Origin of the sequence: Chroococcidiopsis cubana SAG 39.79 (assembly GCF_003991895.1) — a bacterium.
GTDB lineage: Bacteria > Cyanobacteriota > Cyanobacteriia > Cyanobacteriales > Chroococcidiopsidaceae > Chroococcidiopsis > Chroococcidiopsis thermalis.
The window spans coordinates 39,892-60,563 of sequence record NZ_RSCK01000019.1 but is presented as its reverse complement, the minus strand read 5'-3'; the positions used below and the strand labels follow the sequence as shown (position 1 = coordinate 60,563).

The following is a 20,672-nucleotide window of genomic DNA, read 5'->3' as shown; positions in this document are numbered from 1 at the left end:
ACAGACAATCTCTAATTATATGTTTAGATAGTCGTGATAGTCAATAAAATTGCTCATCTAATAACAACTTAACATCCATACGTCCTACTGAAATATCCAACCGATTCGGCTCTTTTCGTGAGTAGCGCAGATTTTCGATCTCCTAACCCCCTGAAAAAAGGGGTAACATCCGCTAGTTATCATAAAGCGATCGCATGAAAAAACTTCTAGTTACTGGCGCAAGTGGTTTTTTAGGTTGGCATTTATGTCAGTTGGCAAAACAGCAATGGGATGTATATAGTACATACTTTTCCCATGAAATAGAAATTCCAGGCGTGACGATGCTTAAAATCGATTTACGGGATTTTCAAGCACTCAAGCATCTGTTTCAACAAATTCAACCTTCAGCTACAATCCATACTGCGGCGCAATCAAGTCCCAATTATTGCCAAACTCATGCAGAAGAGTCATACGCGATCAATGTTACGACTTCTTTAAATATTGCTGGATTGTGTGCAGATTTTGGCATCCCCTTTATTTTTACTTCTACTGACTTAGTTTTTGACGGTTTAAATGCGCCTTATCGGGAAACAGATCCGGTATCTCCTGTGAATGCTTATGGAGAACAAAAAGTTCAAGCTGAAGAGGGAATTTTAGCACGCTATCCTCTAGCAACAATTTGCCGAATGCCTTTAATGTTTGGTATGGCAACGCCAACAGCTACTAGTTTTATACAGCCTTTTATGCAAACTCTAAAAGATGGAAAAGAATTAGCATTATTTACAGATGAATTTCGTACTCCTGCTAGCGGTACGACGGCGGCTAAAGGGTTGTTGATGGTGTTAGAGAAGCAGGTTCAAGGTATGATTCATTTAGGTGGAAAAGAGCGGTTATCGCGTTATGATTTTGGTCGGTTATTGGTAGAGGTATTTCAACTTCCTGCAACTAGGTTAAAATCGTGTCGTCAGCAAGATGTAAAAATGGCTGCACCTCGACCTGCTGATGTTTCTTTAGATAGTTCTAAGGCTTTTCATTTGGGATATCAGCCGCTTTCTGTAAGAGAAGAACTAGAGATGTTGCGAGGGTAAGTTTGTTCCGTTTGCGATCGCACCAGCTTGTTATTTATCTTCTATAAGCAATCCTATTTGATTCATGAACGTGGAGCAGGCTAGAAGCCTACTTTACAAATCATTTAGAACTGCTATACTAGCTTAGCAATCGAAATTGCTAAAGTATTGTATCCAATGTCTTCGCAAGCAGAGACTAAATCGCTTAAAGCATAATCTCGCTCGTCAACACTTTCTAATGTTTTGGCAAGTTGTAAAGCTCGATCTAATAGATCTAATCCTCGATCTTCTATACCGAGCTTGACATACATACTACCTATTTTAATAAGTTCAGTTACTTTTGTAATTCGAGTGGGAATTGCTTGAGTAGTTTCTAAGGCTCGATCTAAAATTTCCAAACACTTATCTGCTAATTTTATTTCTATACACGCGATCGCCAATTCGTTTAAGTAATGTGCTTTAGTAGCAATATCGGCGATCGTTTCAACTTGTTCCAAGGCATCAGCCGATAATCGCAAAGCATTATCTCTGTGTATTGGCTTAACTTGCTTGCGCAACTTACTAATTAGAAACTGAATTCTTTCTTCAATTGTAAAATGGTTCTCCATTCCCACTCTTCTGGATTGGGCATCTTTACCCGCCCAGACATGCAAGCTGACTATAAAATATCTTACCAATGACAGATGACTAAAGATCGAGGACAAAAAATTACTGGATCTAATCGCCACTTGACTCAACTCATCACTTACAGCAAAACCGTTAGTTATAAGTCGAATCAGCGTGGAAACTAGACCCAGTGAATTAAATCAAAAATAAAGCTGAAATTTAATCAACTCTATTTTCTACCACGGGATGGTACTAGACTTAGATAGTCAAGGTCAAAGGCAGAAACGCGCTGAGCGTAATTACCTTTGTTATTAATCGATGCTGCCATATCAGCATACTTGCGAGGATCGCCTTCCCGTAGTTGTCGTTCTTTCGACTTGCGGCTGTAGAACTGATCCAGGGTAAAGCGCCAGTCTGTTTTGACTGTACCAGCAGTTTCGCGGAAATCGTCACCGTAACGAGGGGTAACGAGATTGAAGGGTCTACCTTCCATCCGCTTGCGCTGGAAAGGAACGATGTAATCCCCAAATGCATCGGTGTATTCATCGCTGTCTAGCAAGGCATCTACTAAACCGTAGAATCCTTTCGTACCGATGACAATTGACCAAGCAATTTGTTCTTCTTTGTTGTAAGAAGAACGACCTAAGAAACGCTTGAGGCAAATATCTACAAGCCGATAGTTATTATTAACTGAAACTACCATTTCGTAGAATCTTTCCGACTTAGCTAAGCCGCGAATGAAGTCGCGCACGGTAATTGCACGATTCTTCAACTGCGATTCTAGTTGAGTTTGGCGGTTGATTCTAAGAGTTTCGTGTTCGCTAAATACCTGACGGTAAGCAGCCCAAATTAACTCTTGAATCTCTGCTGGAGAGTTAGCATCTTCCACACGATAGATGTATGGAGTGTCTTCGTTTTGATCCGCAATGCCGAAGCTGCGAACTCTGTGATTTTGCGTAGTTGGTTTGTAATCGAGTAACGGCAGTGCCATGAGGGATTCTCCCGTCTAGGTTAATCGCACAAAATGAAAACAGATAAATTCAAACTGAATTTATCGATCGCTTTCCATGAATTGGAAAGTTTTTGAAACAAGCAAAGCCTATATATATAGAGCTTTCTAGCTTATTATCCCACGTAGGGTAGGCAGAATGTTGGTTCGTGAGTAAGTCAATCTGTGGCTGTTAGATTTTCCTACTATTAAACTTGCAAAATTACAGCCGCACGGGAAAACTTGCTGAGGGATTGATTGAAACTGGCGTTGCTGATTTTTCCTTCCGTGACGTATCAGGAATGCTAATATTAGCCGTGCTAACTGGCTGGGGTGTTACGGTTCTAATATTCAGCGATCGCGCCATATCAAAGAAGTTGCTAATCGCACCAGATTTATAGCGTTCGGTTTCCTCTTTATCGCGCCAGTAGTCGGCGTAACGTGGTGTCACCAAGTTAAACGGTCTGTCTTTGAACCGTCGCCGCTGGTAGGGTACGGTAGTATCGCCAAAATTCTGCTGGTACTCTTCGCTATCAATTAGTGCATCGACAAAACCACCCCAGCCAAGGGTAGCAATTTTAATCGACCAAGCAATTTCTTCGTCTTTGTTGTAAGATGCACGTCCTAGCAACCGCTTTAGGGCAATATCTACGAGTCGATAGTTCGAGTTTGTTTCTACCACCAAGCGGCGGAACGATTCTGACTTAGCTAAACCGCGAATAAAGTCCCGCACGGTGATAGCGCGATTCTTCAGTTGAGATTCTAGCTGTTCTTGACGATAGAACTTGAGAATTTCGTGTTCGCTAAAAACTTGGCGATACGCAGCCCAAATCAATTCTTGATTATCGCTGGGGTCGATACAATCTTCCAAGCGATAAATCCAAGGAGTATCTTCACTGGGAACTTCGTAACCAGCCACCCGCTGATTTTGCGAACTGGGTTTGTATTCGAGTAGAGGTATTGACATATGTACAGTGAGTAGTGAGTAGTGGGGAGTGGGAGAGTGGGAGTCGGGAGTAATTGCGAATTGCCAATTGAATTGTCTTCCTTGTCCCCCTTGTCTTCCTTGTCTTCCTTGTCCTTAATTCCTCGGATCGGAGGGAATGTAGTCGTAGGGTAAAGCGACTTTGGTAGGTTTGATCGTAGTTTGGGGCAATGTGTCTTTGCGTGTTGTATCGGGGATCTCCATTGTTGAGATTTGAGAGAGAACCCGATCGCGCGATCGCTGATAGTTGACTTCTGGGGTCAAAATACTACCAGCCATTGCCAAGAAGTTAGAGGGAATTGCCCGACGTACCACTTCTTTAGTAACATCGCCAGTCTTGCGGGCGCTGTAGAAGCCACGACCTTGCAAGTTGCGGATACTTTCGCGATCGCGCCAGTCGCCGTTATAACGTGGGTTTACCAAGTTAAAGGGACGACCTTTATAACGACGACGTTGGTAGGGTACGATGTCGTTGCCGAAGTTTTCGCGGTACTCTTCGCTATCGACAATCGCATCGATAAAGCCGTTCAAACCTTTGGTGGCGATGACAATCGACCAAGCAATTTGCTCTTTTTGGTTATAGGTAGCGCGTCCCAAAAACCGCTTAAAGGAGATATCCACTAAGCGATAGTTAGAATTGGTTTCTCCAACTAATTCGCGGTAGACATCCGATTTACCCAAACCGCGAATAAAATCCCGCACGGTAATAGCGCGGTTGCGGAGTTGAGATTCGAGGAAAGGCTGGCGATAGCTTTCAATAATCAGGTGTTCGCTGAAGATTTGGCGATAACCCGCCCAGATAATTTCATCGATTTCCGATACCGAGGAAGTATCTGTGAAGCGATAGCCAATCGGCGTATCTTCGCTAGGAACTTCGTAACCCTCAACCCGCTGATTTTGGCTGGAGGGTTTGACTTCAAGTAATGGTATTGACATTTTTCACTTATCAGTTGACAGTTGTTGGTTGTCGTAGGGGCGGGTTTTTTTAAGCAAGCTGTACTAGAACAAATAATTCTGCGGTTAAACCCGCCCGTACCGATCTGCGGAAACGCCGAGCGCGAGTTGGGCGCGGGCGCGGACTGCTGAATCGGGATCGGACTCAATAATTTGGATTAAATGAGGCTGAATTTTTGCTTGCAGGTCTGATAGTTGTAGCAAACCATGCAAGCCCACCACAGCCGCGTAACGAATCGACCAGTCGGAGTCTTGAGAGACTGAGAGTAAGGTTTCCAGGGCTTGATACTGTGCTGCGGCGCGATCGGCGGGAGTGGCAATATTCTGCCAATGTAGATTACCCAAACCCTTAGCAGCTGCCCTGCGGACGCTAGGAGCAAAATCCGTCGCTGCTGCTGTCGCCAATACTTCTAAAGCAAGAGGGTCGGCGATCGCAGCTATAGCGCGAATGCTATAAGCCCGCGCCCCGTAGTTATAGCCATCCAATTTATCAATTAATGGCTGTACTGCTTTCGCACCCAATTGCGTTAATCCCTCTACCGCTGCTACTGCGGCAACTGGATTGTTGTAACCCAGTACGGCAATTAAAGTTGCAATCCCCGCCTCATCTTTTGCTGCTGCCAGCGATCGCACCGCCGCCACCAAGCTTTCGGGCGAATCTGCCCGATCTACGGCTTGAATGAGGTTTTGGGTTGAGGTGGTCATGGCAGTGGCTAGTGGCTAGTGGCTAGTGACTGGGGAAAGAGAGAGAGGCTAAACTCTACACTTTTTGCCTCTTGCCTTACAATAAGGAATCCATCAGACTCATCAAATGGATGGCTGAATCGGAAAGTTGAGTAGGCTGGGTTTGCAGTTGCGACTCTAGGAGTCCTTTGAGGGAGAGAAGTTTGAAGCTATTTTCCGCCCTACAGGAGGCGATCGCTGCGGCTGCACCGACGTAACCAATTGCCCCTAGATCTGATAAAACGACCCGCCGCAATTTCAGGTCGTCGCTGTTCAACCCAGCTAATAAGCGCTGTCCGTAGCTATCTTCTTGAGTCAGCTGGTACATTGCCCGCAGTGCCGCATATTGGATTTTGGGACTCGGATGCTCTGTAAATGGCTGAATCAGAGGAATGGCTGATTTGGCTTGTAGCGCTCCCAAAGCTTCGAGAACGCTATCGTAGGGCTGAGTCAGATGGGGTCTACCTGGTACGTCAACGGCAGCATTAACGCCGCCATCTAACAGTTTCACTAAAGCGGGGATAGCAGATGGATCGCCTAACATGGCTAAAGATTGGGCTGCGGCTTCTCTGACGTAGAAATCGTCGCAGTCCAAACAGCAAATAAGCCCTGGGACTGCTCGCCGATCGCTCAGCTTGCCCAAGGCTCTTGCTGCATTACGGCGCAGGGGATAACCGCCTAATTCTGTCCGGTCGGCTTCATCTTCTAGGGCAGCGATCAAAGCATCAACGGCGGCTGGTTCTCGGACGCGAAATTTGCCCAACCACCAAGCTGCGTAATAACGCAAGCTCAGATCTGGCGATCGCAGGTTGGCGATCGCTTGTGCCACCGTTAATCCCGTTGCTCCTACCTCTAGTTCTTCCGCACTAGACTCCATTGCGTCAAACCTATGCCTACTTCACAGTCGATAGTGGTTCGATCTTGACGATTTTGCCACCCAAGCGAGTAATCCGCTGCATTTCTTCATTCATCCGGCTGTAAGGAACGGTGACGAATACGCTACCGCTGCGACGGATCTCGTAGTTATTTTTGTCGGTTTCGTCGTTCTGCCGCAAGCCTACGACTTCATAACGAAACATCCGGCTAGAGGCGGAGGAAACTCCGTTTGCACCAACAGTTGTTTGACCGAACATTGCTTCTATATCTCCATATAACCGTAAGCTATTCAGTTAAGTGCAGATCTCCGATCTTTATTTATCGGCTTTTGTCGCCTTGCTTTTGCCTTCGGCTTTGACATTTTGATGAGCTGCGGTCGCATCGCTTTTAGGTTTACCGTCGCCATCAAAAGTTACGGGTGCAATGCTCACGATTCTGCCACCCATGCGGTGAATTCGCTGCATTTCTTCGTTCATGCGGTTGTAGGGAACCGTAACCACAAAACTGCCACTACTGCGAATGGGATAGCTCAATTGGTCAGATTCGTAAGTCTGACGCATCCCCTCAACTTCATAGCGAAATATGCGATTTTCGGCGTTACTGAGCCTACCACTGCCAAGTGAGGTTTGACCAAACATAGTTTAAGAGGCGCTGCAATGATTAAATGTGTGGTTTGTCATTTGTCATTTGTCATTGATTGGAACAAATGACGAATGACAAATGACTGCTAAGCTGGATTCACGCTGACGATTCTGCCACCCTTTTTGGCGATTTCCTGTAGCTTCTGCGATAACCGCTCGTAGGGAACCATGATCGCAGTGCTGCTCCGGCGCACTTTGGGATAACCTGGTTGCAATAGTCCCGTGACTTCAATCCGGTAGACTCGTCCGCTTTCTTCTTGTGTCCCGCCGATCGCTTTTTTGGGAGCTGAATCTTTAGGAATCGCTGCACCAAAATTCCAGCGCGTACCGCTAGACGGTTGAACGATGGTAGAAGATTGGTTGCGACCGATTTCTCCCATGAGGCGAGGGGATTTGCCTCCAATCGAACCGCGATCGCTTGTAGCGTAACCGCGATAGAGGCGGAACATCCGGCTAAAGCCTACTGTTCTCGATCCTGGTTCGACAGAAAATCCACGATAGTACGGTACGACATTGTTACCAAAGTTGTTGTCGTACTCAACGCTATCTAAGTAAGAGTCAATCTCGGCATCGTAGCCCACATCTTCGCAAAGCTCTGTATGATAGGCTAGTTCTGCCTCGTCGTAAGGAGGGCGACCCAACAAATGCTTAAAATTGAGTTCGACAAAGCGTTGGTTGGAATTGGGATAGAAAAACTTGTTTTTGTATAAATCTGACTTGGCAACAGCGCGGACAAAATCTTTGACAGTAAAGTTTCCTTGCCGTAGTAAAGATTCAGATGAAGTCAGGCGTTCTGCCTTCATCACGTAATCGTTACCTAAAACTTGACGATACACGGCTCGGATGACCGATTGCAATTCTTCCTCTGTCCAATCTGGTCGTAGTTCGACTCTGGATGAGGCATCAAATGCAGAAATACCCAGCCGTCCTGCTGCTGCTAAAATATCTGCTGGTAAAACGCTCATACACCGCTCTCCCGAAGCAACTAATCTTAAAGTGGGTTTGCTGACTATTGGTTTTCTGGCACATGCGAAAAACAATGCCCAGAGCTAGGTGCAACTGCTAGTTCTCTCGATCCAGCACTTGCACCCCTCTCTGGGCAAGCTTGATGCTCTCTAGCTTAGAGCGTTGATAGCGTAGTCGAGGTAGGTGTTAGCTTCGTTAGCAGCTTGTCCAGACAGACCGTGGTTGGATTTGATGTGCTTGAGAGCTTCAACGTACCAGCTAGGAGACAAATCGAAGGAACGGTTGATTTCGTCTAAACCAGCGATTAGGTACTCATCCATTGGACCTGTACCACCAGCTACTAAGCAGTAGGTAACCATCCGCAGGTAGTGACCGATATCGCGAGCGCACTTGGATTTACCGCGTGAGTCAGCAGCGTACTGAGGTCCTTGCATTTGGGTGGTGTAAGGAAACTTGCTGTATACAGCTTGAGCAGCACCGTCAACGAGTTGTTGAGCTTTGCTGGTCAGAGCGCGAGCAGCTTCCATGCTAGCAGCAGCGCGATCGAAACGACCGTTGATTGCTTGTAGCTCGGTGTTGCCTAAGAAACGACCTTGGGTATCGGCAGCGCCAATTGCTTCAGTAATTGGTGTTTTCATTGTTTGAAATTCTCTAAATATTTGCAGTTGGTTAACTTGGGTCAGGTTAAGGACGATTGGCGTTTAGCTAGTCATTGCTAATCGCTAAAAGCCTTACTTATGCAACAGCAGCAGCAGCGCGATCGAAGTAGCTAGCAACTTCAGACATCAACTGGCTGCAGTCGCCTTGGGTGATACCGTTGGGATCGTTAGCAATCTTGACAGCAGCTTCCTTCATTTTTTGAACGCCTACAGCTACGGAAGAACCAGGAGTTCCCAAAGCTTGGTAGGTTTCGCGCAGTCCGTTCAAGCAGCGATCGTCGAGTACGCTTGCATCGCCTGCCATTACAGCGTAGGTGATGTAGCGCAGAATGATTTCCATGTCGCGCAAGCAAGCAGCCATGCGACGGTTGGTATAAGCATTACCACCAGGAGCGATCAACTGGGGCTGCTCTTCAAACAAAGCGCGAGCAGCGTTGGTAACGATGGTGGAAGCGTTGCTGGTGATGCGGTTTACGGTATCCAGGCGCTTGTTACCATCTCTTACTAGACCGGAAAGAGCGTCAAATTGCTCGGTGCTCAGGAACTCGCCTCTGGAGTCGGCTTGAGCAACAACCTTTGCAAATGCGTCTAACATGAACTAATTTCTCCTACTTGCGAAAGTTGAGCGCAGTTTTTTTGATTAAAATTGGCGGTGTTTTATCAAGTTTGGAATGAATCACAACAAACACGAGCCGCATCCTCGGTTAAGCTGGTTTTTTATTTCCTCTACCAACGATTGTTATGTTGTCGTCAGAATTATGAGAAAAACTTCTACTTTTATGAGAAAATATCCAACTTGTTTTTTTCCTGAGTTTTGCTGAACTTCTGTCTGTTATTAATCCCTCCAGGTTATGTTTATACAACGCCATAAGTGCATTATTTATTACGAATTGTTAAGCTTAGCGTGATTCCATCAATAAAAGCTCCAAATCCTTTACATATAAGAGATTTCACGGTTAATTTTTGTGATTTTCTTTAAAAAACTTAGTAGTATTTATACTTATTATTCAGTATAAACATGTTTTCATATTTTCTTAATATTTTCTTGATGTAAGTAAAAAGAGCAAATACAGAGTTTTTAAATCTTTATAGTTATGAAATAAATGTAAATAAATATGAATAGTTTGCTGATAAATATTACCGATAATTACGAAAATATGGGTAATGGGAAATTGGTAATGGGTAGTTGGTAGTTGACAAGAGAGTGGTGCATGAAAAGAGGCAAGAGGCGAGAGGCTTGTGACTTATAATTGCTCCCTCAGCTGCCTTAGCTCTCTTCTAGCCCCCCGCCAGCGCCATGCGGATGCGGATTTGAACTACACGGTCTGATTCTTGAGTTAAGGCTTGTTGCAAGACAGCGATCGCCTCCTGCGTGCCTATTTCTGCTAAGGATAAGGCAGCAGCGTAACGCAGCGCCCAATCTTCGGGTGACAGCAATGCCCAACTCAGCTTATCCACGGCACGGTGAATTATCTGAGCATCGATCGCCGTACTACCAATTTTGCCCAAACCTCTAGCAGCAATGCGCCGAACGTTTCCTTGACAGTGGTTTGCTACAGATACCCCGACGACTTCTTCTAAAATGGCGATCGCTTGACAATCACCAATTTGAGCTAAAGCTTGAATGATGTGTGCTTGTACCCCTTGGTCTGTAGCCGTGTAGTAGGTGGAAATTAGGGCTTCTAACGATAGAGAAGCCAACTGAATGAGTTGAGAGGTAGCAACTGCTCTTACACCTGGATGATGATGGCTTAATGCCTCGATGAGAGGGGGAATCGCATCGGGGGTACGATAAGCAGCGATCGCCTCAATTATCGCGATCGCCTCTGCTGGAGTCGAGCTAGCACGTAACTGTTCGATAATATTTTCTAATGAATCACTGACTCGCACGGAAGTACAGTCAGCTTGGCTAACATCAAATTGAGTCATTTTGATTTCTGTACGGGCGGGTTGACCTGCAAATCTTTTGACTTCTGACTTTTGACTTTTGACTTTTCTAAAGTTGACCTACAAATCTTTTGACTTTTGACTTCTGACTTTTGACTTTTCTAAAGCTGAATCAACAAATCGTCGATCGCATTGAAAAGCAGCCCAGAATCAGATGAGATTGTATCTCTTGCATCACCATTCAATCCAGCTTCTAGAATCTGCTTTAAATTCAACAGCTTCAAATTGTTGGGAACCCTAGCCGCAATAATTGCCTGGATAACCTCTTGACTTTGACCGATCGCGCCTAAATCGAAAATTGCTGCCCAGCGTAAATAAACATTGTCGTGGTTGAGAGTTTTGATAATACGTTCTATGTAGTGCGATTCGCGGGTTAATAAATACATATACCGCGCTGCCGCACACTGCACCCGCTCTGAGGGATGCTGTAGGCAAGGCTCGATCTGCGGACGAGCCGACCAAACTTGTAGGGTTCCCAAAGCTTCAATCAAAGCCTCATCTGGCTGCTGTTGAGAATGTAACAAATCGAGCAAAGGGTTAATTGCACGTCGATCGCCAATAGCAGCTAAAGCTTGAATGACTGCTTCTCGCAGTTGTAGATCTTCCTGACAGCTTAGTGCTTCAATTAGAGCTGGCACGGCTTGGGAATTTTTCAGTTGCCCTAATGCTCTAGCTGCCTGACGACGCAAGGGATATCCCCCTGTTTCCAACCGATAGCGATCGTCAAATAGTGCTTCACACAGCGCCGCACAAGCCGACTGTACTTGATGCTTTCCCAACCACCAAGCGGCATAGTAGCGAATTTGATTATCTTCTCCTGCCAAAGCTGCGATCGCGGCTTCTGGGGTCAAAATTGGTTCGTTCATTCGGATTAAATCTTAAATAGTAGGGGCGCACAGCCGTGCGCCCCTACTGTTATTTCCCAAATCTACACAGGCGTAATTCTGACGATCTTGCCACCAGTTTTATGAATTTCCTGGTAAGTCGCTGACAGCCTCTCAAAAGGTACGTTGTATACTTGTACGCTACGGCGCACGGGTACTCTACTGCCAACTGTACCCGCTATGGCTTCGATGACAAACATCCGACTGTCACCTTGAGCGGGAGAAACTCCCAGCGTTCCAGCCGATCTGGAGCCAAAAGACAAGCCAGAGGGCGATGAAGGTGGTGTAATCCAGTTAGTTTGATTGCGAGATATTTGCGTCCTCAAGCGAGCATTACGCCGCCCATATTGCGAGTTATCGCTACTAGCTGCACCGCGATACAAAGCAAACATCCGAGGAAAGCCTACAGTCTTTTGACCGAGTTGAGATTGAAACCCGCGATGGAAAGGTACAACCCAATCGCCAAAAGCTGCATCGTATTCGGGACTATCTATGTAAGCATCAATATCTGCATCCAAGCCTTTTGAGGCATATAAATCGACATGGTAGGCAACTTCTGACTGGTCGTAGGGTGCGCGTCCTAATAAGTGCTTGTAGTTTAATTCGATAAAACGCCCCTGAGAATTATTGTGGAAAAAGCATTCTCTGTAAAACTCAGATTTTGCTAAAGTTCGCACGAATTGCCGCACTGTCGTTTTGCCATTGCGTAACAGCGATTCAGCGCTAGCAAACCTTTGGCTAGCATAGACTCCTTGTCGCCCGAAAACTTGCTCGTAAGCAGCTCGAAAGACTTTTTGTAAATCGTCTTCAGTCCAATTTTGTCGCAGCTCGACTTTTCCATCGGCGATCGCATCATTGACGAACTGAGCTATAACTGTTCCACTCATTTTTTATTCCCTTGATTTTGCTGATTACTAACAATTAATTGGTAATTGATAATTGGTGTTGAGAATTGGAAACATTCCATTACCCATTACCTATTACCCATTACCAATTAGGCAAAAATCTATGTTGATGTTGTTTTAACTCAAAGCGTTGATCGCGTAGTTGAGATAAGTATTGGCTTCACCAGCAGCATCGCCAGACAAACCATGATTGTCACGGACGAATTCTAGTGCAGCAATATACCAACTAGGAGACAAACCGAGGGCGCTGTTGAATTCTTTCAGTCCAGCAACAACATATTCATCTAAAGGACCAGTACCACCGACAACGCAGCAATAGCTAATGGTGCGAAGATAGTGATCGATATCGCGCACGCACTTCGATTTACCTTCGGGAGTGGAAGCGTATTGAGAACCCTGCATTTGAGTTGTGTAGGGAAACTTTTGATAAACGTGATTGGCAGCTGCTTCTGCCCATTTTTTCCCATTATTAGCAAAAGCTTTGGCTGCTTCTATACCAGCTTGAGCGCGATTGAAACGACCGAAAATTGCTTGCATTTCGGTATTACTAACATACGAACCACGAGCATCAGCAGCAGCGATCGCTTCAGTTAAAGGTGTTTTCATTTGTGAATTCTCTCCAAATTAATTAGTAAGTAATGAGTGATGAGCCGTGAGTCGTGAAAAGAATTAATTGTAGATTCTGACTTCTTCTTTTCTTCTGACTCCTGACTCCTGGCTCCTGGCTTCTGATAAATTAAGCAACTGCACCAGCAGCGCGATCGAAGTAGCCAGCTACTTCAGACATCAATTGGCTACAATCGCCGCGAGTAATGCCTTTGGGGTCGTTGGCAATTGAAATTGCTGCATCTTTCATTTTTTTAATTCCTGAAGCGACTGCATCACCAGGAGTACCTAAAGCTTGGTAGGTTTCCCGCAGTCCGTTCAAACAGCGATCGTCCATGACGCTTGCATCTCCAGCTAATACGGAGTAGGTAACGTAGCGCAAAATAAAACCTAAATCGCGGATACAAGCAGCTTGGTTGCGATGGTGGAAACAAGCACCACCAGGGTTAAATACTTCGGGTCTTTCGGCTACTAATGCGCGATACGCATTTGCCACAATTGTAGAAGCGTTGCTCGTCAAACGATTCACTACATCTAAACGCTTGTTGCTATCAGATACCATCGCCTGAAGTCCGTTCAGTTCATCACCACTCAGGTAAGAACCCTTGCGATCGGCTTGTTCGACTACGCGAGAAAAAGCGTCAAGCATTTTTTCAATTCTCCTAAATTTTATTGCTTCTATTTCTATCGGTGCGAGCGCACGGGAAAGCACAAACAAAACTTTGTCTCAGGCAGCATGTTTCTCTATACCGACGATAGCTACTCCGATAAATATCGCTGTTTAGCTATAAAGTATTCTGAGAAAATATCGCTAGAAACAAAAGTTTTATTTGCTATAAATTCCTCATAAGTTTTTTATACAATGCGCTCGATCTCCAATTGGTTAAATAATATTAAACTGTGTAAAAATGCACGGAAAGCTAACAAATTGATTTGCTCAAATAGCTTTCAGTTATCCTAAATGAAAATCAAGTTACACAACTTAATTGTTTATGTCAAAACTTTATGTAATTCGACTAGGCAATTTTACAGAGTAAGACCTTGTCCGATCTGACCCTGAGAGCATTAATACTTATCGATATCCCATCCAAAAAAATTACGTTTTGTAACTAAAAATTAAGAAATCGTAGAAATATTTTTCAGTTTTTTCACTCTCATGAAAGATGGCGATCGCGAGAAAACATATCTATGGGGGCGCACATCTGTATGCCCCTACAATCACAATCAATGCGTAAATTATGTTTTTGCCTAACGAGAAATCGCCATTCTCCGCCGTAAGACTTCCAATAGCGTGTTAAATTCTGCTGGAGGTGCTGCTGTCACCTCGATCGCCTCTCCAGTTACTGGGTGTTGTAGCGTGAGTCGCCAAGCGTGTAAGGCTTGTCCAGAAAGATTGACACCAACAGAACGCCCAGACCCATAAATCGGATCGCCCACAATGGGATGACCGATATGGGCGCTATGGACGCGAATTTGATGAGTGCGCCCGGTTTCTAATTGAAAATGAACTAAAGTATAGTTTCCTAACCTTTCTTTAACTTGCCAGTGGGTGATCGCTGCCCGTCCTCCCTTGTCTACAGGAACGATCGCCATTTTTTTGCGGTCTGTAGGATGGCGACCGATGGGCAAATCTACAGTTCCATTGGGCGGCGGCGCACCGTAAATAATACCCAAGTACTCGCGGCGGGCGGTTTTTGCCTTGAGTTGTGCTTGTAGGTGTTGTTGGGCAAGGTCAGTTTTGGCAATCGCGATCGCCCCCGTCGTATCTTTATCCAAACGATGAACGATGCCAGGGCGTTGCACTCCGCCTATGCCTGGTAAGTTTGGACAGTGGGCAAGTAAAGCATTAACTAAAGTACCATCAGCATGACCTGGGGCGGGATGAACGACTAACCCCGCAGGTTTGTTAATTATGAGTAGCGAATCATCTTCGTACAGGATATCGAGGGGAATTGCTTCGGGTTTGAGTTCTAACGGCTGAACGGCAGGAATTTCGATCCGAATGCGATCGCCTGTTTTCACCTCTGTTTTTTTTGCCGTGCAAACTGAATCGTTAATCTGGACGCAGCCTTGTTCGATCAACTGTTGCAGACGCGATCGCGACAATTGTGTGAGTTGTTGGGCAAGGTAACGGTCTAGGCGATCGTCACTGGCTGTTACCTGTAAATGAATTTCTGTCACGACTACTCTAAATCGATTCCTCTGCACTTCGCATTGTTAATTTTATCTAAGTCGCCCTTCATTCATCTTTGAGCCAAGCAAGAGTGCAGGTTCGATTGTTAGAAAAGATACGGTGTATCAATTACTTTTTATCACAAAGGTTCATCTTTCTCCGAAATACAGCACTATAACAGATTTAATTTTGCATCGATGAATACAGAAATAACTATATGGCGATTTTTAGAGGCACGATAAATAACGACACGTTAACTGGCACTGTAGGCGACGACCAAATCTACAGTTTAGCTGGGGATGACACTTTGCAAGGCAGTTCGGGCAACGATCGCCTCTACGGTGAAGACGGAAACGATTACCTCTATGGCGACAATGGTAGCGATCGCTTATTTGGTGGGAACGGTGACGACCATCTTCAGGGGGGTGACGGTGACGACTACATTGAAGGGGGTGAGGGTAGCGACTATACAGAGGGTGGTAACGGCAACGACTATTTAGTCGGAGGAAATGAGAGTGAAGCCTTATGGGGAGACTCTGGAAACGACAAAGTTTTCGGTCAGAGTGGCAATGACTACATTCATGGAGGTGATGGCGAAGACTATTTAGAAGGCGGAGACGGTAGCGACGAAGTTTCAGGCGATAGCGGTAACGACAAGCTTTATGGCAATATCGGCAATGATTTTCTAGATGGTGGCGGCGATCGCGATATCTTAGAAGGCGGCGATGGTAAAGACCACTTGGTAGGAGGTGGAGGCAAAGACACGATATATGGTGGGGCTGGGGATGACTTTCTCGCTGGCGGTTACGATTCCGTCATTGGCTTTGGCGGGAATGATTCTATTGGTGGCAAAAACGACATCGATTTGTTATTTGGCGGTGCGGGAAAAGACACTTTTGGAATCGGTTACAGTACCGACGATGGCAATCCAACCACAGACGGCAGGCGAGATTACAGCTTAATTAAAGATTTCAATCCCCAAGAAGATACGATCCGGCTGAATGGCGCTAAAAGTAACTATATTCTGAAACCATCTCCTCAAGGTTTACCTCAAGGTACGGCAATTTATTTTGACAAACCAGGCAGTCAACCGGACGAACTGCTGGCAATTGTAGAGAATAAATCGGGATTGAAACTGAGCGATCGCTACTTTACTACCACTGCTGAGGATAACTTTTACGGAACCTCTCAAGACGATTATTTTGACGCTGGGGTAGGAAATGATTACGTCAGGGCATTTGACGGTAACGATACCTTATTAGGTGGCGATCATGATGATTTCATTGTTGGCGACAAAGGCAACGATATCCTCTTAGGTGGTAATGGTAATGATTCACTTTTAGGAACAACTCCATTTAGCCCGATGGATTCAGATTTCGTCAGTGGCGGTCGTCCCAATCCGTCAGTTCTGGGCAAAGGGCAGATAGACACTCTTACAGGTGGTGCAGGTAAAGATAACTTTTGGCTGGGCGAGTCATTAAGTGGTAAATACTATTCCTCTTATCGCTACTACGACGATGACAACGCTTCAACTGTTGGCAACAATGACTATGCGTTAATTACAGACTTTAACCTTCAAGAGGACAAGATTACACTGATCGGACAACCGACTGACTATCTGCTAAAAGCAACCTCTGGCAGTTTACCCGCAGGTACGGGAATATACATCAACAAACCTGGAAGCGAACCAGATGAACTCATCGGCATTGTTAAGGATATATCGCCAACAAAGCTAAATCTGGGCAATTCCTACTTTTTCTACACTAATCCCGAACCCATTTCTGTTCCAATTTAAGACACGAGTAGGTCATCCCTCTTCTGTCAAACTGGGGTGAAACCTTGATTTTTCGTAGGCTAAAACCACGTAGATTCGTTGAATTTGCCTAAAGTAACAGAAGAGGGGTCATACCATTTCACTAAAACTACGCTACAGAAGATCCCCCCTAGCCCCCCTTGATAAGGGGGGTTGGGGGGATCTCTTTTGTCGTAGTCAAAGAGTAAATTGGTATCAGTTATCAGCGAACAAAAGTTGTAGGGGCGGGTTTAGCAAGTATGTTCGCGGCTAATGACCAGAAATCTCGACCCAAAACCCGCCCGTACCGGGAAATTTTGAATTGAAATTTTGATAGCGGGTTTCAATTGGGTAAAACAGACGATCTGTAGGGGCGCACAGCCGTGCGTCCCTACAAATGTCACGTCAACGCGATTTTCTTCGATCGCTAATGAAAGTAACTAAATTGTATTAAAAACTTTCTTCTTAATTATAACATAAAACCGCAATTAATTGCTTCATGATATACGATTTACTGATGCCATGAGCAACTATTTTAGAGATGTATTTAAAGTTAAGATTTTCTTGCGACTTGCTAGAAAATTTTGTTATGTAGAAAGCTATCAAGATTTACCAGGAACGGTTTTTCTACCTTTCAATTCAATTCAAAAATGCTAAAATAAAGAGGAAAGCAGCAGGTTAATTAGCATCAAGATTGACTCCAATAAATCGCTGCTAATAGCTTAATTTCACTTGCTTTTTCGTGAAAAAATTTGAGTTGGTCGAAGATTGATAATGGTAACGCAACTGAATCACTACCCAGCCGCGATCGCCCAAGCAGCCCAGAGAGTAAACGAACTGGACTCGCAAATTATGGCAGTTCAACAGCTAATTAGCCGTGAAGAAGGAAACGCCGATCGGCTATCGGCGTTCGATATAGACTTAAAAAACGACACTCAACGTAAGGCACGTCGCTTTGAAGTTCTGCTAACTCATCAAGAATATCAAACGGCAGTCAATACACTCATGCGACTGACGGCTGATAAAGCTAATGCGATCGCGCACTTAGAATATTTACGCAATCAATTTAGTGTTGCCAAACTAGAAGCAAGACTAGAAATTGCCAAGCAACTCACTGATTTTGAGTCGCGAGAATTAGTAGGTTTGTAAGAACAGTTATCAGTTATCAGTTATCATCACAAATAATCCATAAGTTGTTGGTCAGGAGTCACTGTCGCGCCTGGTCATCGATAACTGGTCACTGATTTAATTCTCGCTCCCAACCTTTCCATGACGCAAGTTACTTTAGAAGAAATTACTAAATTGCAGGTTGAATTGACAAATTATCCCAATGCTCTTGCTGCTTTGCAAGAAATAGAAGAGTGTGAGGGAGATTTAGAAGATGCAGCTATGGTACTAGCAATTCGAGCCGGACAGCAACCAGATATAGCAAATGCAGAGTGGTTATCGAGTTTGGCAAAGAAATGTCGTGCCTTTATTTGTCGCCAAGAATTGCGATCTGCGTTAGCAAATGAATCTTTTGCGCCAGTAGTAGAACAACTAACAGCAGCTAAAATCTGCCCTACCCTACTGGTAATGCCTGTTTTGTTATACGTTCAAAAACAAGGCGTGGATGAATTCTGTCAACCTCTCGATCCGGTAGCTTAAAAAAGTCAAAAGTCAAAAGGTAAAAGTCAAAATGAATTTCTTAGCGACTCAAAGTCCGTAAGAATCTTTGCATACTAGCGAAAATTCCTGGTTTTCTCGATCCAGAAGCATTAGCAGCTTCAGTTGAATTGGATTGACTCGTATCTCCGTAGAGAATGGCATCGATTTCATCGCCCATTGGTTTTGTTGGTTGTTCGGTAATTAACTGAAACTCTTCTTCTATTTCCCGCCAGATTTGCCATTCACCGGGGTAGGAACGGAATACGGAGATATTTTCGATGGGGCGCAAATAGTAGCAAGATTCAATATTATTGAGAAAGCGGGTGCGTAATTGTCTTCCAGCGTAACCAATCCCGACAATCGCCACGTCTTCCAAACGAGGATTGAGCATCACTGTAGGACATGTAGCTAACTCGCACAACTTTTCTACTCGTTCGACTTCTACCGCAGAAGGCGAAATAAATAACAAAGCCTCATCTTCTGGTTCTATTTTTTCTTCCAGCGGCGATCGCGTGCCGATATCGACAATTTTAAATGGTACTTCTCCCCAATCCCGCCGTGCTAGCGCCGCCGCACCTGCATCGGGAAAAAACACCTTAAGTTGGGAGCCGAACTGAGTAAATTCTGCTAAAAATTGCTCGGCAACAGACATCGGTTTGAGTTCTGGGATCGCTAACTCCACTTGCAGGCGAGTATATCCATCCGCGATCGCTGCTGAAGTGGCTACTGCTGCTTGGGCGATCGCCTGTTCTAGCGTTTTGGGAAATTCTGTCATATGAGAGGGAGCTGAGGGAGCTGAGGGAGCTGGGGGAGCTGAGGGGGAGAAGAGAGAGTTGCAGAGCAACTACCAACTACCACTGATAACTGATAACAGTTAACTGTTAACTGATAACTGTAATTTTACAGGTATGAGGCGATCTAAAATTTGTTTCAGTACCGTTGCCGTCCAGTCAATATCGGCTGCTGTGGTTTCTCTACCTAGAGTTAAGCGAATTCCACTCAAAGCCGCAGCTTTGTCATATCCCATCGCTAGTAATATGGGACTGGGAGAAAGCTTACCACTATGACAAGCAGAACCAGCGCCGATCCCAATTCCCGCCAAATTCATTTGCCGCACGATAGTTTTCCCGCTGACTTTCTCGCCATCTGCGCCTTTAATGTAGAAACTAGCGTGGTGCGGTAGACGTGACTGGCGATCGCCTGTAGGGATGAGTTGAGGCACGTCAGCTAATTGAGCGAACAAGCGATCGCGCAATGACACCAAGCGCGATGTTTCCGTGGGCATTTCTTGAGCGGCAAGTTCTGCGGCAATACCAAAACCAGCAATAATTGGTACTGCTTGCGTTCCCGATCGCAGTTTTGATTCTTGTCCGCCGCCACCTAGTAACGGCACGATCTCCACCCCAGGACGAATGTAAAGCGCTCCTGCCCCTTGAGGACCGTAGATTTTATGACTGGAAAGGGATAATAAATCTACAGGTAGCTCTTGCAGATCTATAGGCAAGCGTCCGGCAACTTGGACAGCATCTGTGTGAAACAATGCGCCGTGGGAACGGGTAATCTTGCCCAAAGTCTCAATTGGTTGTAGCGTGCCAACTTCACTTTGACCATAAACGATTGAAACTAAAACTGTATTTGGTTGAAGTGCTGCTTGCAAGCGATCGGGATTCACGCACCCGTTGCCATCTACTGGTAAACGAGTCACCTGCCAACCCCACCGTTCTAGTGACCTTGCTGGCTCTGCGATCGCCGAGTGTTCGATACTAGAAATAATCAAGTGCTGGGGACTACTATAGCGTTGGGCAACCCCCATAATTGCTAAGTTATCTGCCTCTGTACCACCGGAAGTGAAGATAATTGACTCGGCGTTACGGGCGTTGACTAAGCTAGCCACCTGCATTCTGGCTTGTTCCAACACCGTTGCAGCGCGTCCGCCCCACTCGTGCAAGCTAGATGGGTTGCCCCATTGTTGAGTTAACACTGCTTGCATAGTCGAGATCGCCTCTAAACGAGTCGGCGTTGTCGCGCTGTAGTCGAGATAAATCTGCATGGATGTCAAGAGAATATGTGGTGCGCGATGAATGGGGTGTGGGGTGTGGGAAGCGTGGGAAGTGTGGGAGGATACAAGAGAGAATTTTGTCCCCGCTCTCCCTTGTCCCCCTTGTCCCCCTAATCCCCACTCCCTTCGGTCGCGGGGAAGAGCGAGTTCCCCCTTGTCTCCCTTGTCTCCCTTGTCTCCCTTGTCTCCCTTGTCTCCCTTGTCCCCTCACTCCT

24 protein-coding genes are annotated in these 20,672 nt (G+C 45.4%); 4 read left to right on the top strand and 20 right to left on the bottom strand.

The features are described 5' to 3' along the window. Positions 1-194 precede the first annotated feature (194 nt). A complete protein-coding gene (locus DSM107010_RS14255) occupies positions 195-1,067 on the top strand; it encodes an SDR family oxidoreductase (protein WP_015155421.1) in 873 nt (290 codons plus the stop codon). 113 nt (positions 1,068-1,180) lie between these two features. Here DSM107010_RS14255 and DSM107010_RS14250 read toward each other — a convergent pair whose 3' ends face one another. From DSM107010_RS14250 to DSM107010_RS14170, 17 genes are all read right to left on the bottom strand, one after another. Then, on the bottom strand, positions 1,181-1,654 hold the full coding sequence (locus tag DSM107010_RS14250; protein ID WP_106168164.1) for a hypothetical protein: 474 nt from the start codon (positions 1,652-1,654) through the stop codon (positions 1,181-1,183). 227 nt (positions 1,655-1,881) lie between these two features. After that, the gene (locus DSM107010_RS14245; RefSeq protein ID WP_015155419.1) at positions 1,882-2,643 is read right to left on the bottom strand and encodes a phycobilisome rod-core linker polypeptide; all 762 of its coding nucleotides are present in this window, start codon (positions 2,641-2,643) and stop codon (positions 1,882-1,884) included. Between the two features lie 220 nt (positions 2,644-2,863). Then, positions 2,864-3,607, bottom strand: a complete 744-nt coding sequence (locus DSM107010_RS14240; protein ID WP_106167415.1) for a phycobilisome rod-core linker polypeptide — start codon at positions 3,605-3,607, stop codon at positions 2,864-2,866. Positions 3,608-3,721: 114 nt separating this feature from the next. Then, positions 3,722-4,561, bottom strand: coding sequence for a phycobilisome rod-core linker polypeptide (locus DSM107010_RS14235; protein ID WP_106167416.1), 840 nt, complete (start codon positions 4,559-4,561; stop codon positions 3,722-3,724). A gap of 84 nt (positions 4,562-4,645) precedes the next feature. Beyond that, a complete protein-coding gene (locus tag DSM107010_RS14230; RefSeq protein ID WP_106167417.1) occupies positions 4,646-5,284 on the bottom strand; it encodes a HEAT repeat domain-containing protein in 639 nt (212 codons plus the stop codon). A 76-nt stretch (positions 5,285-5,360) separates the two neighbouring features. Beyond that, entirely contained in the window at positions 5,361-6,179 is an 819-nt protein-coding gene (locus DSM107010_RS14225; RefSeq protein ID WP_106167418.1) for a HEAT repeat domain-containing protein, read from the bottom strand. 16 nt (positions 6,180-6,195) lie between these two features. After that, positions 6,196-6,435, bottom strand: coding sequence for a phycobilisome linker polypeptide (locus DSM107010_RS14220; protein ID WP_015155414.1), 240 nt, complete (start codon positions 6,433-6,435; stop codon positions 6,196-6,198). Positions 6,436-6,492: 57 nt separating this feature from the next. After that, entirely contained in the window at positions 6,493-6,816 is a 324-nt protein-coding gene (locus DSM107010_RS14215; protein ID WP_015155413.1) for a phycobilisome linker polypeptide, read from the bottom strand. Between the two features lie 89 nt (positions 6,817-6,905). Further along, the gene (locus tag DSM107010_RS14210; RefSeq protein ID WP_106167419.1) at positions 6,906-7,784 is read right to left on the bottom strand and encodes a phycobilisome linker polypeptide; all 879 of its coding nucleotides are present in this window, start codon (positions 7,782-7,784) and stop codon (positions 6,906-6,908) included. Between the two features lie 150 nt (positions 7,785-7,934). Further along, positions 7,935-8,423 carry a phycocyanin subunit alpha gene (gene cpcA, locus DSM107010_RS14205; RefSeq protein ID WP_106167420.1) on the bottom strand — a complete coding sequence of 163 codons (489 nt, stop codon included), beginning with the start codon at positions 8,421-8,423 and terminating at the stop codon, positions 7,935-7,937. Positions 8,424-8,520: 97 nt separating this feature from the next. Beyond that, positions 8,521-9,039 carry a phycocyanin subunit beta gene (locus DSM107010_RS14200; protein ID WP_106167421.1) on the bottom strand — a complete coding sequence of 173 codons (519 nt, stop codon included), beginning with the start codon at positions 9,037-9,039 and terminating at the stop codon, positions 8,521-8,523. A 683-nt stretch (positions 9,040-9,722) separates the two neighbouring features. Beyond that, positions 9,723-10,373 (bottom strand): HEAT repeat domain-containing protein, encoded by a 651-nt coding sequence (locus DSM107010_RS14195; protein WP_106167422.1) that lies wholly within the window; start codon positions 10,371-10,373, stop codon positions 9,723-9,725. Between the two features lie 119 nt (positions 10,374-10,492). Next, positions 10,493-11,257 carry a HEAT repeat domain-containing protein gene (locus DSM107010_RS14190; RefSeq protein ID WP_015155408.1) on the bottom strand — a complete coding sequence of 255 codons (765 nt, stop codon included), beginning with the start codon at positions 11,255-11,257 and terminating at the stop codon, positions 10,493-10,495. 62 nt (positions 11,258-11,319) lie between these two features. Continuing rightward, positions 11,320-12,162: a phycobilisome linker polypeptide gene (locus DSM107010_RS14185; protein ID WP_106167423.1), complete on the bottom strand. Its 843-nt coding sequence runs from the start codon at positions 12,160-12,162 to the stop codon at positions 11,320-11,322. Positions 12,163-12,297: 135 nt separating this feature from the next. Further along, positions 12,298-12,786, bottom strand: coding sequence for a globin family protein (locus tag DSM107010_RS14180; protein WP_015155406.1), 489 nt, complete (start codon positions 12,784-12,786; stop codon positions 12,298-12,300). Positions 12,787-12,916: 130 nt separating this feature from the next. Next, positions 12,917-13,435 (bottom strand): phycocyanin/phycoerythrocyanin subunit beta, encoded by a 519-nt coding sequence (locus DSM107010_RS14175; protein WP_015155405.1) that lies wholly within the window; start codon positions 13,433-13,435, stop codon positions 12,917-12,919. Between the two features lie 599 nt (positions 13,436-14,034). Beyond that, positions 14,035-14,967 (bottom strand): RluA family pseudouridine synthase, encoded by a 933-nt coding sequence (locus tag DSM107010_RS14170; protein WP_106167424.1) that lies wholly within the window; start codon positions 14,965-14,967, stop codon positions 14,035-14,037. 209 nt (positions 14,968-15,176) lie between these two features. Here DSM107010_RS14170 and DSM107010_RS14165 point away from each other — a divergent pair, with 209 nt between their 5' ends. The 3 genes from DSM107010_RS14165 (at position 15,177) to DSM107010_RS14155 (ending at position 18,398) form a co-directional block, all read left to right on the top strand. After that, positions 15,177-16,754 carry a calcium-binding protein gene (locus DSM107010_RS14165; RefSeq protein WP_106167425.1) on the top strand — a complete coding sequence of 526 codons (1,578 nt, stop codon included), beginning with the start codon at positions 15,177-15,179 and terminating at the stop codon, positions 16,752-16,754. A gap of 771 nt (positions 16,755-17,525) precedes the next feature. Further along, positions 17,526-17,900 (top strand): hypothetical protein, encoded by a 375-nt coding sequence (locus DSM107010_RS14160; protein WP_015155401.1) that lies wholly within the window; start codon positions 17,526-17,528, stop codon positions 17,898-17,900. Positions 17,901-18,020: 120 nt separating this feature from the next. Then, positions 18,021-18,398, top strand: a complete 378-nt coding sequence (locus DSM107010_RS14155; protein WP_015155400.1) for a hypothetical protein — start codon at positions 18,021-18,023, stop codon at positions 18,396-18,398. Between the two features lie 40 nt (positions 18,399-18,438). On the opposite strand, the gene DSM107010_RS14150 is transcribed toward DSM107010_RS14155, so the two are convergent. The 3 genes from DSM107010_RS14150 to DSM107010_RS14140 form a co-directional block, all read right to left on the bottom strand. Then, positions 18,439-19,173, bottom strand: a complete 735-nt coding sequence (locus DSM107010_RS14150) for a DUF1995 family protein (protein WP_127023208.1) — start codon at positions 19,171-19,173, stop codon at positions 18,439-18,441. 99 nt (positions 19,174-19,272) lie between these two features. Then, complete coding sequence (locus DSM107010_RS14145) at positions 19,273-20,448, bottom strand: cysteine desulfurase family protein (RefSeq protein ID WP_127023205.1); 1,176 nt, start codon at positions 20,446-20,448, stop codon at positions 19,273-19,275. Beyond that, positions 20,348-20,668 carry a hypothetical protein gene (locus tag DSM107010_RS14140; RefSeq protein ID WP_127023202.1) on the bottom strand — a complete coding sequence of 107 codons (321 nt, stop codon included), beginning with the start codon at positions 20,666-20,668 and terminating at the stop codon, positions 20,348-20,350. The genes DSM107010_RS14145 and DSM107010_RS14140 overlap by 101 nt, the downstream gene beginning before the upstream one ends. Positions 20,669-20,672: the final 4 nt, after the last annotated feature.

What these genes read in the sequence shown, in the direction of transcription:
- DSM107010_RS14255 (WP_015155421.1), top strand. Translation starts at nt 195, where the DNA reads ATGAAAAAACTTCTAGTTACTGGCGCAAGTGGTTTTTTAGGTTGGCAT.
- cpcA (WP_106167420.1), bottom strand. Translation starts at nt 8,423, where the DNA reads ATGAAAACACCAATTACTGAAGCAATTGGCGCTGCCGATACCCAAGGT.
- DSM107010_RS14150 (WP_127023208.1), bottom strand. Translation starts at nt 19,173, where the DNA reads ATGACAGAATTTCCCAAAACGCTAGAACAGGCGATCGCCCAAGCAGCA.
- DSM107010_RS14225 (WP_106167418.1), bottom strand. Translation starts at nt 6,179, where the DNA reads ATGGAGTCTAGTGCGGAAGAACTAGAGGTAGGAGCAACGGGATTAACG.
- DSM107010_RS14200 (WP_106167421.1), bottom strand. Translation starts at nt 9,039, where the DNA reads ATGTTAGACGCATTTGCAAAGGTTGTTGCTCAAGCCGACTCCAGAGGC.
- DSM107010_RS14215 (WP_015155413.1), bottom strand. Translation starts at nt 6,816, where the DNA reads ATGTTTGGTCAAACCTCACTTGGCAGTGGTAGGCTCAGTAACGCCGAA.
- DSM107010_RS14155 (WP_015155400.1), top strand. Translation starts at nt 18,021, where the DNA reads ATGACGCAAGTTACTTTAGAAGAAATTACTAAATTGCAGGTTGAATTG.
- DSM107010_RS14230 (WP_106167417.1), bottom strand. Translation starts at nt 5,284, where the DNA reads ATGACCACCTCAACCCAAAACCTCATTCAAGCCGTAGATCGGGCAGAT.
- DSM107010_RS14220 (WP_015155414.1), bottom strand. Translation starts at nt 6,435, where the DNA reads ATGTTCGGTCAAACAACTGTTGGTGCAAACGGAGTTTCCTCCGCCTCT.
- DSM107010_RS14250 (WP_106168164.1), bottom strand. Translation starts at nt 1,654, where the DNA reads ATGGAGAACCATTTTACAATTGAAGAAAGAATTCAGTTTCTAATTAGT.
- DSM107010_RS14175 (WP_015155405.1), bottom strand. Translation starts at nt 13,435, where the DNA reads ATGCTTGACGCTTTTTCTCGCGTAGTCGAACAAGCCGATCGCAAGGGT.
- DSM107010_RS14235 (WP_106167416.1), bottom strand. Translation starts at nt 4,561, where the DNA reads ATGTCAATACCATTACTTGAAGTCAAACCCTCCAGCCAAAATCAGCGG.
- DSM107010_RS14240 (WP_106167415.1), bottom strand. Translation starts at nt 3,607, where the DNA reads ATGTCAATACCTCTACTCGAATACAAACCCAGTTCGCAAAATCAGCGG.
- DSM107010_RS14165 (WP_106167425.1), top strand. Translation starts at nt 15,177, where the DNA reads ATGGCGATTTTTAGAGGCACGATAAATAACGACACGTTAACTGGCACT.
- DSM107010_RS14195 (WP_106167422.1), bottom strand. Translation starts at nt 10,373, where the DNA reads ATGACTCAATTTGATGTTAGCCAAGCTGACTGTACTTCCGTGCGAGTC.
- DSM107010_RS14180 (WP_015155406.1), bottom strand. Translation starts at nt 12,786, where the DNA reads ATGAAAACACCTTTAACTGAAGCGATCGCTGCTGCTGATGCTCGTGGT.
- DSM107010_RS14160 (WP_015155401.1), top strand. Translation starts at nt 17,526, where the DNA reads ATGGTAACGCAACTGAATCACTACCCAGCCGCGATCGCCCAAGCAGCC.
- DSM107010_RS14145 (WP_127023205.1), bottom strand. Translation starts at nt 20,448, where the DNA reads ATGCAGATTTATCTCGACTACAGCGCGACAACGCCGACTCGTTTAGAG.
- DSM107010_RS14210 (WP_106167419.1), bottom strand. Translation starts at nt 7,784, where the DNA reads ATGAGCGTTTTACCAGCAGATATTTTAGCAGCAGCAGGACGGCTGGGT.
- DSM107010_RS14245 (WP_015155419.1), bottom strand. Translation starts at nt 2,643, where the DNA reads ATGGCACTGCCGTTACTCGATTACAAACCAACTACGCAAAATCACAGA.
- DSM107010_RS14185 (WP_106167423.1), bottom strand. Translation starts at nt 12,162, where the DNA reads ATGAGTGGAACAGTTATAGCTCAGTTCGTCAATGATGCGATCGCCGAT.
- DSM107010_RS14190 (WP_015155408.1), bottom strand. Translation starts at nt 11,257, where the DNA reads ATGAACGAACCAATTTTGACCCCAGAAGCCGCGATCGCAGCTTTGGCA.